13 protein-coding genes and 2 tRNA genes are annotated in these 12,163 nt (G+C 70.2%); 2 read left to right on the plus strand and 13 right to left on the minus strand.

Translation table 11 applies throughout. The features are described from left to right. The 13 genes from Q0C41_RS06095 to Q0C41_RS06155 all read right to left on the minus strand — a co-directional run. On the minus strand, positions 1–2,534 hold a 2,534-nt coding region (locus tag Q0C41_RS06095), incomplete at its 3' end, for a hypothetical protein (protein ID WP_291981898.1). Positions 2,535–2,546: 12 nt separating this feature from the next. Beyond that, on the minus strand, positions 2,547–2,762 hold the full coding sequence (locus Q0C41_RS06100; RefSeq protein ID WP_291981900.1) for a hypothetical protein: 216 nt from the start codon (positions 2,760–2,762) through the stop codon (positions 2,547–2,549). A 109-nt stretch (positions 2,763–2,871) separates the two neighbouring features. Then, a complete protein-coding gene (locus Q0C41_RS06105; protein ID WP_291981901.1) occupies positions 2,872–3,285 on the minus strand; it encodes a hypothetical protein in 414 nt (137 codons plus the stop codon). 64 nt (positions 3,286–3,349) lie between these two features. Then, on the minus strand, positions 3,350–4,420 hold the full coding sequence (locus tag Q0C41_RS06110) for a hypothetical protein (protein ID WP_291981903.1): 1,071 nt from the start codon (positions 4,418–4,420) through the stop codon (positions 3,350–3,352). 12 nt (positions 4,421–4,432) lie between these two features. Next, positions 4,433–4,858, minus strand: coding sequence for a hypothetical protein (locus Q0C41_RS06115; RefSeq protein ID WP_291981905.1), 426 nt, complete (start codon positions 4,856–4,858; stop codon positions 4,433–4,435). Then, the gene (locus tag Q0C41_RS06120; protein WP_291981907.1) at positions 4,851–5,183 is read right to left on the minus strand and encodes a hypothetical protein; all 333 of its coding nucleotides are present in this window, start codon (positions 5,181–5,183) and stop codon (positions 4,851–4,853) included. Before Q0C41_RS06120 ends, Q0C41_RS06115 begins: the two co-directional genes overlap by 8 nt. Continuing rightward, positions 5,180–6,019, minus strand: a complete 840-nt coding sequence (locus Q0C41_RS06125) for a hypothetical protein (RefSeq protein ID WP_291981908.1) — start codon at positions 6,017–6,019, stop codon at positions 5,180–5,182. The genes Q0C41_RS06120 and Q0C41_RS06125 overlap by 4 nt, the downstream gene beginning before the upstream one ends. Next, positions 6,016–9,120 carry a methyltransferase domain-containing protein gene (locus Q0C41_RS06130; protein WP_291981910.1) on the minus strand — a complete coding sequence of 1,035 codons (3,105 nt, stop codon included), beginning with the start codon at positions 9,118–9,120 and terminating at the stop codon, positions 6,016–6,018. Before Q0C41_RS06130 ends, Q0C41_RS06125 begins: the two co-directional genes overlap by 4 nt. Beyond that, positions 9,120–9,278, minus strand: a complete 159-nt coding sequence (locus tag Q0C41_RS06135) for a hypothetical protein (protein WP_291981912.1) — start codon at positions 9,276–9,278, stop codon at positions 9,120–9,122. The genes Q0C41_RS06130 and Q0C41_RS06135 overlap by 1 nt, the downstream gene beginning before the upstream one ends. 90 nt (positions 9,279–9,368) lie before the next feature. Continuing rightward, positions 9,369–10,499 carry a DUF5309 family protein gene (locus tag Q0C41_RS06140; RefSeq protein ID WP_291981914.1) on the minus strand — a complete coding sequence of 377 codons (1,131 nt, stop codon included), beginning with the start codon at positions 10,497–10,499 and terminating at the stop codon, positions 9,369–9,371. Between the two features lie 12 nt (positions 10,500–10,511). Further along, positions 10,512–11,270: a hypothetical protein gene (locus Q0C41_RS06145; protein ID WP_291981916.1), complete on the minus strand. Its 759-nt coding sequence runs from the start codon at positions 11,268–11,270 to the stop codon at positions 10,512–10,514. Between the two features lie 73 nt (positions 11,271–11,343). Then, positions 11,344–11,544, minus strand: a complete 201-nt coding sequence (locus tag Q0C41_RS06150; protein ID WP_291981918.1) for a hypothetical protein — start codon at positions 11,542–11,544, stop codon at positions 11,344–11,346. A gap of 78 nt (positions 11,545–11,622) precedes the next feature. Further along, positions 11,623–11,919: a hypothetical protein gene (locus tag Q0C41_RS06155; RefSeq protein WP_291981920.1), complete on the minus strand. Its 297-nt coding sequence runs from the start codon at positions 11,917–11,919 to the stop codon at positions 11,623–11,625. A gap of 80 nt (positions 11,920–11,999) precedes the next feature. Here Q0C41_RS06155 and Q0C41_RS06160 point away from each other — a divergent pair. After that, positions 12,000–12,073 (plus strand) — tRNA-Phe (locus tag Q0C41_RS06160). 14 nt (positions 12,074–12,087) lie between these two features. Next, positions 12,088–12,163: transfer RNA gene (locus Q0C41_RS06165), tRNA-His, on the plus strand.

Below are 12,163 nucleotides of genomic sequence, written 5' to 3' on the forward strand. Positions count from 1 at the left end.
GCCTCGCCGTTCTCGTCGACGAGTTGCTTGGTGCGGAACAGTTCCTCGATCCACGGCTGCATGTTGGCCGGGAGCGTGGTGCCGAACTCGAGCGACTGATTGACGAGCGCGCTGATCTCTTCGCGCATCCCGTGCAGAATCGTCCCCATCGACGCCCCGCCGCGCTGGAGCAGGTCGACGTCATCGACCATCTGCTGCGCGGTCGTCGTGGTCTTGTTCTGCTGGTAGCCCTGGCCGAGCGCGTCCGGGTTGATGCCGTACCGGGCCGCGGCTTCCTCGTACTTCCGGTAGTCGACCTCCGGGGCCTGCGTGAGCTGCGCGATCAGGCGCGCGTTCTCCTCGGTCATGTCGCCCAGGCGCACCGCCGCATCGAGCGCGTCGAGCAGGCCCTGCGGCAACCGCTGCCCGAGTTCCAGCGACTGCCCGAGCAGGTCGCCCATCTGCTCGTTCACGCCCGCGAGGATGGCCCGGTAGTCCGACATGACGGAGTTGATCCGGGCCATCGCCGCCCGGGCCGTCTCCGGCCGGCTGGTGTCGAGCAGCTTGCCTACTTCGGACTCGGCCTGCGCCGCCGAGTAGCCCATGCGCTGGTAGGCGTCGCGGACGACGATGGTGGTCGCGGCCCACTGTTCGCCGGCGGCCTCGTTGACCTGCTGCGCGGTCATCGTCTGCCACAGCGACTGCTGGAACGTGTCCACCTCGACGCGGGCCTGCTTGACTTCCTTGGAGACGGACGCGAAGTGCTTGACCAGCAGGTACACGCCGACGGCCGCTGCGCCGATGCCCATGGTCGCGGCGCCGAGCGCGGCCGCACTCATCGTGCCTGTGAGCGCGGCGTAACTCACTGCCGACGCCCCCGCCCCAATCATCGATGCGTACTGGTCACCGCCGGCAATGGCGCCGACCGCCGCGGACCCGGCCATGCCGATCCCAGCGCCCGCCGCGCGACCAGACCGGGAGTCCCACCAACTCCCGCCGGCGCCGGGCTTGGGCTGCCAGGCACCGGCCGCCAGGCCGGGCGTGCCGGTGACGTTCTGCTGCAGCCCGCCCATGGCGTTGTACGGGTTGGTCGACGGCATGATAATGCTGCCGCCGCCCGGCAGTGTGGAGCCGTACGGGTCCACCTGGAAGGCCCCCGCGATGCCGGTCTGCAGGTAGGTCGAGCTCGCCGAACTCAGGGCGCCGCGGTAGGCGGCGGTGCGTTCGAGCTGCGAGACCGTCGCGCCGAGGCCGATCGCCGGCATGACCGTGCGCAGGTACGCCACCGTCGACGCGGTGAGCTTCGCCAGCGCCTCCTCGGCGGACTCCGTCGCACGGGCCAACCGGGTGCGTGAGGCGATGACCGGCTCCGGCGTCGCTGTGTGCGCGCCGAGGCCCTCCATGCTGATTGCCCGCAGGGACGTCTGGTCCATCCCGTTCTGGAAGCGGGCCAGTGGGTTGGCGCCGAACGTGGGCGACCCGCGCAGCCACGGCGACGCATCCACGTTTGACGGCTGAGGCCCGCGCCACTCGGCCAGCTTGGCCTCGAACTGCCCCATCGCTGCCCCGGTCAGCGTGAACGGCGCGGCGCCGATGTTGAAGGCGCGATCCCCCAGCCACTTCAGCCACTCCGGGGCCGCGCCCTTCAGTTCGTTCAGGCCCTGACCGACGCGCGTGATCGTCGCCAGCACGCCCGCCACGCGGCTTTCCATCCGCGCCCATGTCGTGGTCCAGGCGTCGCCGAGCGTGTCGAGGTCGCGCACCGTGTCCTGCGACATCACGGCCCCGAGGTTCGTCGCCTCGTCGGCCGTCTTGCGGAAATCCGCCTGCACCGCCGGCAGGAGTTCCAGCGCGCCCTTGCCAAAGATGCGCGACCACGTATCGGCCTGCACCATCGGGTCCTTGATGGCCTTCACCGCATCCGCGATCTCGAGGAAGGCCTGCTCCGGCCGCATCGCCATCAGCTCGCGATGGGACAGGCCCAACTGCCGCAGCGCGCCAACCGCTCCGCCATCCCCCGACACAAGGTTCCGGCTCATCGTGCCGACCGCCGCCGCCACGGCCTCGATGTTGCTGCCGGACATCTTGGCCGCGTAGCCCATCGCCTGCAGGGCCTGCGTGCCGATCCCCGTGCGGTCGGACAAGTCCTTGACCTGCCCCGCCGTCGTCACGATCTGCGCGCCGAACGACACGACCCGCTCCACCGCGAAGGCGGCGAGAATCGACCGTCCCAGCGCGCCCATCGACGAGCCCATGACGCCGGCCTGCCGCGAGGCCTCCCCCGTCGCCCGACCCGCGCCCTCCGCGCCGCGCTGCGCCTTGGCCATCGCGTCGGCCGCGATCGTCCCCATCTGATTGAGCTGGGGGGCCATCGCGATCACATCGCGCGACAGCTTCGTCGAGGCCGCCGACGCTTCCCGCATCGCGCGGTCGATCGTGGAGCCGGCCCTGCGCGCGGCGTCGTCGACCTTCCCGAAGGCGCGATCGACCTCGGCCAGGTCCGCCCTCGCCTGGGCCTGCTCGATCACGATCTGGTAGCCGACGAGTTCGCGCATGGGGTCCGTGGTCTAGGTCGGCGTCCGAGGCGGGCTCAGGACGTCGTAGATGATGGCCAGCCGCTCCACACAGGTCAGGGCCTCGTCCGGGTCGAGGTCATGCAACGCCAGGCCCAGCACGTACCCGCCGGCCTGCAGGTCAATCACCAGCCGCTGCGCGATGCGCCGCCAGGTGGCCCACGCGAAGCGGTTCTCGGCATCCAGGCCGGCGACGGCCGCGCGGATCACGCACGTCTCGCAGTTGTAGACGTCCAGATCCGCCTCGACCTCGTCCGGCTCCTGGTACAGGCAGCACGGGCTCTTGCCCGGCCCCTCGTCGACCCACGTCTCGCAGAACTTACGAAGCTGGGCGAAACGACGCCTGCTGCGCTGCGACCTCGACGCGCTGGTTCCGGGAGGCGTAGTCGATCAGTGCCTTGCGGATGTGCGGGTCGAGCCCGATCTTCGTCTCGCGGGTACACGGCACCGGCACCAGCGTGCCCTGCTCGTCCCGCGCCCCGATGCCCGTCCAGTCCTTGATCACCCAGTCGAGGACGTCTTCGGCGACGGCGTCGTGATCGGTGTGCTCGATCATCTGGCCGAGATGGTTCGGCCGGCGCGTCGTGTGCGTCTTCTGGAACTGCGTGACCTTCTTCTCCGGCAGCAGGCGGAGCACGTACGACGTATCGCCGTCCGGGTCCGCCACGGCCAACTGCTTCTCGATTACGGTGACGGTCTGCTCCTCGTCGGAGCGGGTCAGTACACGAGCCATCGGATCTCCTCTGTCGTCGATGTCCTGCCACCCGCCGACCTCCTCGCCGGCGGGCGTCCTGCGCTTACGAGAACGCGGCCAGGCTGTTGGCCATCACGCGCGTCAGCCGGAAGGGCCGCGTCACGCCCGCCATGCCCGTCGGCGCTGCGGCCACTTCCTTGGCCATGAACGTGACGACCGGCTTGACCTGCCCCGCGCCCGCCAGCCCCAGCGTCATGCCCTGCGGCTCGAGGTACGGGAACTGGTAGAGCTTGCTGTAGGCCGTCGCGCTGTTGGCAAAGCCGCCCGTGTAGGTGAGGTCGCCCTTCCACGCGCCGGCGATCTCCATCGCGCGGTACATGCTGTTGGCGCTCGCCGTGGTCATGCGCGGGTAGGTCAGCGCCAGACGCACCGTCGGGAAGCCGGCATCGGCCGGGTACGTGATGACGTCCTGGCCGAAGACGAACGGCGCATCGTTGACGCGCGTGAACTCGAACTCGGCCTGCTCGATCGTCACGGCGTCCGTGCTGGCGAGCGACCCGCCACTCTGCGCGTTGAGCCGCATCACGCCGTGCTTGCGGAAGATCTTCGTCCCGAAGCCGGGCACTGCCATCGACGCCAGCGTGCTGTTGAAGTTGATCGAGGACGTGATCGTCGGCTTGGTGCCGAGCAGCCGGAACGACTGCGAGATCACGCCCGCGTTGCCGACGGTCTCCGAGAAGCCGTAGACCTTGGCCGACGTCAGCTCCTGGATGAACGCCGTGAACTGGGAGCCGCCGTACTCGACCGCGAACGTCAGGCCGCGCCCGTCGACGGCCGGGGCCAGGTCGATGACGTGGCTGTAGGCGTTCCCGCCCGTGGACGAGACGACCGTCGGCGTCGCCGGTGAGCCCATGGCCAGCGCCTCGAGGATGTAGGCGAAGTCCTCGAAGCGGGCATCCTGCTGCAGCGTGATGTCCGGCGCGGTGATGTCGCCGACGCTCGCGTTGCGGTAGAAGCCCTGGTTGAGGGTCTCGTTCTCGGAGAACTGCGGCTGCAGGGTCAGGCCGGCATCGCCGGTGACATGCAGCGCCTTGGTGACCGAGGCGGCGACGTTCCAGGAGTTGGCCCCGAAGACCGAGAAGCCCGCGCGTGAGTTGCGTCCAGTGACTGACATGGTCGTGTCCCTCTACAGAGAGGCCGCGTAACTGAGCGGCAGCGTGATCTGCGCGACCGTGTAGGAGGCGCCGGGAATGGGTCGAACCTGATAGCCCCACGCATCGTCGGTCAGGTCGAAGTCATGCACCTGGCCTGCCCGCGCGACGGCCGCGACCAGGGAGTGCGTCTCGGTCAGCAGCGCGTCCATCGTGCGGGTCGGGTCGCCGTTGTGCGCCCGCGCGACCCACAGGTCGAACGTGTCGAACCGCGTCTCGTACCAGTCCAGCGCCCCGACACTCCGGGCCCCGACCTGGACCAGCCGGTAACTGCCGTCGATGACGTCCTGCGGCACGCGGTCGAAGTCGAACGGCGTCGGGGCCGCGCGCAGCCCGAACGGATCCGCCTCGACGACAGACCGGACGAATCCGACGATCGACGACGCGACGTGCTCAGCCACGGGGCCTGACGATCAGGATGCCGGTGTCGCGCTGGATATAGCGACCACCGCCCTCCGCAAAACTGACATAGCGGTTGTTCGCGTTGATGTGCGATGGGTCGACGGCGACGTGGTGCGGCGCAGGGTCGCCCCACTCGCCGACGCGAGAGACCGACCGGAACACGTGCGCGAGATGCGACACGATGGCTTCGGAGCCTGCGCCCTGCGGGAGCACAGGGACGCGCGCATCCACGATAGTCAGCACGAAGTCCCCGACCCGCAGATCGTCCGCGCCAACCCTCACAACGTCACACATGTCGATGATGTCCCCAGTCGCCATCTTCATGCCCGCTCCCAGACCCACGGCCCCGCGCCCGCCTCGTCAGCGGTCTGCGTGGCCTCGGTCGCATCGAGGACGTCGTCCTCGGGGTTCATGTCGAACTCGCCGCCGGCATGGCTCAGCGCCCGCTGCAAGCCCAGTTCGGCCTGGTTCGCGTACCAGTCAGCCCGCGTGTCCCACGGCCCATCCGAGGACGTCGGCGCGGCGCGGAAGATCAGCGCCAGCGTCTGCATCGTCACCGGGCCCGAGAACAGCGAGCGCCGAATCACCGCCACCTGCGGCACCACGGCGTTGGCCGTGAGCGCCGCCGTCACCGTGACCCGCGCCCAGTACCGCGACGGGCCCGTGCTCACGACGCGCGGCACCCAGTCCCCCGGCACCTCCCACGTCAGGGCCCCGCCCCGCGAGAAGGCCGGCCCGACGCCCCACGGCGGGGCGACGTCACGCAGGGCCCACGTATCCAGCCAGAGCGCCACCCGGGCCGCCGCGCTCGTGGACGAGGGCGCATCCTCCACCCGCAGCGACAGCCCACGGAACGGCCGATCGTGCCCGACGTAGAGCGCGTCCGACGTGCCGGTCAGGATGCTGCCGATCGCGACGTTGGTGCTCCCATCCAGCGGCGTGTACGTGCTGCCGGTGTAGCCGACCAGCGCCGCCGGCGCATGGCGCGTCCTGAGCCGGTCGGGGTCGTAGCCGCGCGACACCAGCGCGGGAAACAGCCAGTCTTCGAGCGCCTTGGCGCGCTTGTCCTGCCACCCCGGGACCGCGAACTGCGTGAGGATGGTCGGCTCGTACGCGAGCAGGTCGTCATCCGCCACGAGGTCGTTGGGTTGCCAACTCACGCGAGGACTTCCTCACGCGCCGGCGAGGCCTCGGCCTGCGCGGCCGCGACCACGTCCGGCGCCTGGTAGGGCTCCACATAGAGGGGTGCCGGCGCCATCAGCGCGCCGAGCGGCGCCATGGCCGCCTTCACCATCGCCTCGGCATCCGCGACCGACCGCGTCCAGAACGGCGACGGCTTCGCGCGCCGGCCCTGCAGCCCGCCATGCACGGCCGCGAACGTGAAGTCGACCTGCCACGCCTCCGGCAGCACCTTGAGCGCAGTCTCGTAGAACGGCCGCGCCAACTTCGCCTTCAGGTCGGTCGGATCCGGGAAGTACGCCTCGAAGTAGGCCGCCGCGAAGCGCGCCAGCGCGAGGCCCGACGTCGGAATCGCCCGCCCCTCGAACACGACCTGCTGGATGGTCTCGGTGCCGTAGTAGCGGCACAGTGCGCCGATGCTCTCGGCGTAGGTCATGCGCTGCGCGCCGATCTCGAGCAACCAGGTCGAGAACTCGCGCATCCACAGCACGCGCCCCAGCCGCCGATCCGGGAACATCGCCCGGTCACGGACCAAGAGCGGCAGGTTGCGCTGCTGCGACTTGGTCCGGCGGACACCCTCGACGAGGTAGCCGTAGTGCGCGACCTGCATGTCGGTGATGGCCAGCGTGGGCCAGATGTCCGCGTTGCCGTCCGGGCTGGTCTGCGGCTGCTCGTGGACGACGCCCACGAACGACGCGCCCGACCGCGCCGGCGAGAACAGTCGCACCGGCTCGTCGTAGAACCGGTCGGCGTCGAGCTGCAGGTGCTGCTGGCGGACGGAGTAGCCGGCGAAGTACGGCGTGTGGAGGTACTGGCGCACGGCCGCACTCCCGACCACCTGCTCGTCGGCGTCGACCCAGAGGTGCCAGTCGCCGGTGCAGTCGGCCAGCACGCGGTTGCGCGCCTCGCCGAACCCGCCGGGCAGGTCGGCCACATCCGGCAGCGTGATCACCCGCGCCCCGGCGGCCTCGGCAATCGCCTGAACACGCGGGCCGTCACCGCAGACCCCGATGACGATCTCGTCGGCGATCGCCTGGACCGTGTGGAGGCAGCGCGGCAGTTCGAGCCGGTCGCCCTCGCGGACAATCATTCCGACCGACAGCCACGGCATCGGCCGCGTCGTCAGGACGCGCCGTACGAGGTCGCGCTCGCCCACCGGGGCGTCGGTGCCATCGGTCGGCAGGTCGTAGCTGACCACCCAGTGCGCACAGCGATGGCCGCGCGGCGTGTACCCGACGGGCAGCACGCCGATCTCGAGACCGGGCTGCGCCCCGAAGAACGCCTGTACGTCGGCGTATGTCAGGTGGTGGACGTGGCCCCGCTTCACGGGCACGCCCTCCGGGAGCAGTTCCGTCCACGGCCCGTGCGGCATCGTCCACAGGACGCGCGCCCCCGGCAGCAGCACCGCGTGGAGGTCGCGGATCAGGCTGGGCGCGTTGGCGACGTGCTCGAGGAACTCGCCGCAGAACGCGCCGTCGAAGCCGAAGCCGTCGGGCAGCGCTTCTGCCGGACGCGCCGCCGCGAGGCAGGACACGTCATCGGCGAAGTCGTACACCGGCACCTGCCGGAAGCTGACACGCTTCGCCACGCCGGCGCGCTCGGCGGCCTTACGGGCGCTGGCGATGTTCTGCGCGCTGTAGTCGAGGCCCACGACGCGGACGCCGGGATCCATCTGCGCGAGGGCCAGGGCGAACGCCCCGTTGCCGCAGGCCACGTCGAGCACGGCCAGCCGGCCAACCAGCCGACGCGCGGCGTCCCGGATGCGCGGGCTGTGCGCCGCTTCCTCGAGCGGATCCGGCAACGCCCGTGCGCCGTAGTCCTCCGCGGTCTGGTCCTGCCCGGCAATCACGCGGTCACAGAACGCCTCGGCCGCGGTGTCGCCGATCTCGCGCGCTACGATCCGGGCGGCGACGTGCTCGTCTTCCTGCAGAAGCTGCCGGAGCACGCCGCGGGTGTGCGCATGGTAGCGGTCGCTGAAGGTCTCGGCCAGCCAGTCCGTCCAGTCCTGCGCGATGGCGTCGTAGGTGTAGCCCGCGACATGCGCGCGGCCGTTGGCCACCCGGTGCGCGACCTCGTCACTCACGGTGGTCAGGAGCCGCGTGACTTCCGCGACCGAGAGCGCCTGGTAGTCCGGCGTGCTGGCGTCGCCGCCGAGCAGGATGCCGTGAGGCACGGTCTCCGGCAGGGCGCCCTTCGCCGAGCCGGCAAACACGGTCCCGTTGGCCTGCGCCTCGATCGCCGCGATGCAGGAGGTCTCCGCGAAGTCGACGACGCCCGGGTACCACATCACCTCCGAGGAGGCGATGAGCCGGTACAGGTCGGCCTTGCCGAGCCCGCCCGGATGCACGACGATGCCGCCCGTCTCGGCATGGACGGCGGCGGTGCGGCGGTCGAAGTCGGCGCACATCTGCGCGACCCCGGAGCCCTCGCCGTCGTACATCGACTGGTAGCGGGTGACGTGGAGCTCGGCGTGTGGCACCGCGGCCTTGAGCGCCGGCCACATCTGCAGCAGCGGCGCGAGTCCACGCTCCGGGCGCGTGATGTAGCAGACCCGCCCGGGCACCTTCTCGACGTCGGCAGGGACATGCGCCGGGTCGAAGCCGTTGCGGGTCACGTACGCCGGCATGCGCGCGAGGTCGGGGCAGGCCCGCTCCCACTGCTGCCGGTGGTAGGCGCTGACGTAGGCCAGCGCATCGATCTGCCAGAGGTGGGACACGACCGCGGCGGGGTCGCCGGTCAGCATGTCCTGATTCCAGAGGACGCGGTAGCTGGCGCGAATCGCCCGCCGGAAGACGTGGGCCATGCGGAGCGAGACGAACACGTCCGGCTCGACGACATCGCACCAGTCGTACAGCGCCGCATCGTGCGGCCCCGCGTCGTGCCAGGTCACGCCGTCGGCATCGACGCCCGCCGCGTCAGGCGCAAGCTGCTGCGCGTGGACGTGGACAGTGTGGCCTCGACGCGCGAGCGCCCGGGCCAGGCCGAAACAGGCCGACTCCGACCCACCGAGCGACGCGCGGCCATCGCGCTGGTCGAGCCCGATCGGGACTGAGCACACGTAGAACGCGATCGTGAGCCGCATCAGGCGACCCTCGCGGACTTCTTGGCGGTCTGGGCCTGCTCGAGGTCTTCGAGGCGGGCCAATTGGATGGCGAGATGATCCAGCCATGCGCGATAGCGCGCCTCTCGGATCTCGCTGATGGACTTCACGCGGCGCATTTCTTCGAGAATCGGATCCATGGCGTCACGTCCTCCTCGTGAATACCTGGGGAAGAGCCCCGGCGCGACCTCCCCGCCGCGCCGGGGTACTGCGGAACGACTCGCCGCGCGTCAGACGCGCAGGCGGGCCATCGCATTCGGGTGATGCGCCTCGATCGTGTACTCGCCGACGAGCATCGCCTTCTCGCTGTCGCCCGTCTTCGCCAGGCCCGGGATGTACCCGAACCGGCGGAAGGGGACGACCTTGACGCGCTCACGCGGCACGAGCAGGAGCTCGGTGGCCGGCATCGCGCGGCTGTGGAACACCTCGGCGCTGCCGAACGGCCCGGTGTACGTGCGGATGACCCGCTTGTACACCTCGCGCTCGTTCGTGTCCTGGACCTTGGTGTCGTTCAGGTCGCTGATGTTGCGGAAGAACGTCCGGCCGGCGACGATGGCCCACGTCTCGGACGTGGACGCGCCCTGCTGGAAGGCCTGCTCCCAGATGTTGCCGATGTACCGGTGCGGGTTGGTCTCGAAGCTGTTGGCCGCGACGGCGCTGTTGATCGTGGTGATGAAGCTCCGCAGGCCCTGCATGGTGCGGGTCTGCGCCGACGTGCCGAGCGAGTTCGTCGAGTTGAGGATGCCGCGCACGACTTCCTTCTCGAGCGAATGCAGCGCGTCGATGGGCGTCTTGGCCACCGCGTCCATGAACCGGTTGTCGCCGTAGACGGCCTGTTCGAGTTGGCTGCCCGACGCCGACAGGTCGATCGCGAAGTAGCCGACCGTGTTGGACCGGCGCACGCCGAGCCGCTGCGTGTTGGCGCCGCTGTGGTCACGGCCTTCGAGGGCGGCGTAGCCGCGCACGTAGAGCTGTCCACCCGGGTCCAGCGACCCGACCGCCCCGCCGCCATACGCGCGGTTGGCCGCGACGGTGTTGGGGCCGAGGATGGAGGCCACCTGCATCACCTCGGGCGCGGCCGACTCGTTCTCCAGCAGCGTGCCGACCGTCAGGGCCAGGCCGAGCCCATTCACGCCGATGGTCGTGATGGTGTTCAGCGAGTTGACCGCCACCGACGCGGTGACGTAGTTCGGCAGCATGAAGTCCTCGACGAACTCGTGCTGGATGCCACGGGCGGTGATGCCGCTCTCCCCGAGGAAGTCGAGGAAGGGCGTCTCCTTGGGCATCAGGCGCGCGAGGATGTCGCTGACGTCGTCCTGAGCGAGATTGGCGGTGATGAGGTCGTACGTGGTCTGCGGCATCGCTGCTCCTGGTTACGGGCGCCCTCCTGAGCGGAGCGACGCGAGTTCTTCGAGGTCCTTCCCGGTCGGGCCGTTCCGCGCGATGCGGTCCAGAATCGCGGCGCGCTTGGCGTCCGTCGTGGTCTGCCCGGTCGTCGTGCCAGTCGTCCCCGTGCTCTGCCCCCCGCCTCCGCGGCGGTGGTGCGGCTTGCTGGCCAGGTAGTCGATGACCAACTGGCTGATCCCGCCTGCGAGCGGGTCGCCGTGGGCATCGAGCACCACGGGCGCGTAGTCGTCGTCCTGCTCTTCGAGCCCGACGCGGCGTGACAGCAGTTCCACGAGCTCGTCGAGCGATTCCTCGCGGGCCCCGTGCTGCACGGCTGCGGCGCGAATCGTGGCGTCGACCTGCCGGCGCGCTTGCTTCTCGGCCCGCTGCTGGGCCTTGGTCGCGCGCTCGTCGCGCTCGGCCAGTTCCTGCGCGTGCTTCTCGGCGGCCTTGGCGCGCTCGCGTTCGTCGCGCTCGCGGCGCTTGGCGTCCGCTTCCTCGAAGCGCTTCTGCCGCACGAGATCGGCTTCCTCGAGTTCCGCGATGCGCCGCTGGGCGGCGTCGTACTCCTGCGGGTCGATGCCGGTCTGGGTCGGCGGTGCGGGTGCGGCGGCCTTGGCGCGGCGCACGGCGTCGGCGATCCGACTGTCGAAGAACTTCTGAAGCGGTTCGGGGAGCGCCCCGATCTTGCCGTCCGCGTCCAGAGGAACCGTGAGGGCTGCGCCCCCGGGGTTGTCGTCACTCACGAGACTGCTCCTGTACTCACGCCGTCAGGACCGGCTGGGGTCTGCGCGGCTTGCGCCGCCGCGCGGGCTGGGACTACGACCGGGAGAACGCGCGGCGAATGCCCGCGTCCAACACCGTGGCGATGTCGCGCATCTCCGCAGCGGTCAGGCCCAGGAACGGGCGGCGCACCTTCGTGCGACCGGCACCCGTGACCTGGTGATACAGCGCCTTCTGCTGCGGACTGACCCGCCGTGACCGTTGCACCAACGTGGGGCCCGATCGTCGACGTGCCATGTCTGCGGTCCTCGCTGCTGTGCAGTATGGGGAGCGCGTCTGCGCTGGTGTCTGACCGGAAATGCCGACGCGACGCCCTCAGCGTGTCCATCCGAGCGTCACGCTGACGTCGGTGACCTCGATGATCTGCAGGGCGTTGAGCATGTCGCCGCTCAATGTGAGGTTGACCGTGCCCGATCCGGCGTAGCCGGCCGCGGCCTTCGCCTTCGCGTAGCCCTCGGCGTACGGGGCGAACGGCTGGCCGTCGGCATCACGCCCTTGGCGGGTGCGCGCCTGGATGATGCGGATCGCCATCAGGCCGACCTCGCGCATCACGGCGGCATCGATCAGGCGACGAGTGGCGAGCGGGACACGGCGCTGCGGGATGATGGGCATGGCGTACACTCGTTTCAGCGGCAGACTCGGCACGATGAGGTAGGCGTGCGCCCGGTGGGAAAGCCTGCAGTCCGGGCGACCGGGGTGTAGCTCAGACAAGAGAGCGCCGGGCTGAAGCCCCGGAGGTCGTGGGTATCGAGTCCCTCCACCTCGGTTCTGCCGCGCATGTGGGCCGAAGCCAACTCGGTGGAGGCAGCGGCTTGTGACGTCGCGTAGGCGGGTTCGATCCCCGTCGGCCCACCCA

The organism is Luteitalea sp. (assembly GCF_022842525.1).
Lineage (GTDB): Bacteria > Acidobacteriota > Vicinamibacteria > Vicinamibacterales > Vicinamibacteraceae > Luteitalea.

Excerpts from the sequence above, each read along its gene's own strand:
- Q0C41_RS06120 (WP_291981907.1), bottom strand. The coding sequence starts at position 5,183 with ATGAAGATGGCGACTGGGGACATCATCGACATGTGTGACGTTGTGAGG.
- Q0C41_RS06130 (WP_291981910.1), bottom strand. The coding sequence starts at position 9,120 with ATGCGGCTCACGATCGCGTTCTACGTGTGCTCAGTCCCGATCGGGCTC.
- Q0C41_RS06135 (WP_291981912.1), bottom strand. The coding sequence starts at position 9,278 with ATGGATCCGATTCTCGAAGAAATGCGCCGCGTGAAGTCCATCAGCGAG.
- Q0C41_RS06150 (WP_291981918.1), bottom strand. The coding sequence starts at position 11,544 with ATGGCACGTCGACGATCGGGCCCCACGTTGGTGCAACGGTCACGGCGG.
- Q0C41_RS06155 (WP_291981920.1), bottom strand. The coding sequence starts at position 11,919 with ATGCCCATCATCCCGCAGCGCCGTGTCCCGCTCGCCACTCGTCGCCTG.
- Q0C41_RS06110 (WP_291981903.1), bottom strand. The coding sequence starts at position 4,420 with ATGTCAGTCACTGGACGCAACTCACGCGCGGGCTTCTCGGTCTTCGGG.
- Q0C41_RS06105 (WP_291981901.1), bottom strand. The coding sequence starts at position 3,285 with ATGGCTCGTGTACTGACCCGCTCCGACGAGGAGCAGACCGTCACCGTA.
- Q0C41_RS06140 (WP_291981914.1), bottom strand. The coding sequence starts at position 10,499 with ATGCCGCAGACCACGTACGACCTCATCACCGCCAATCTCGCTCAGGAC.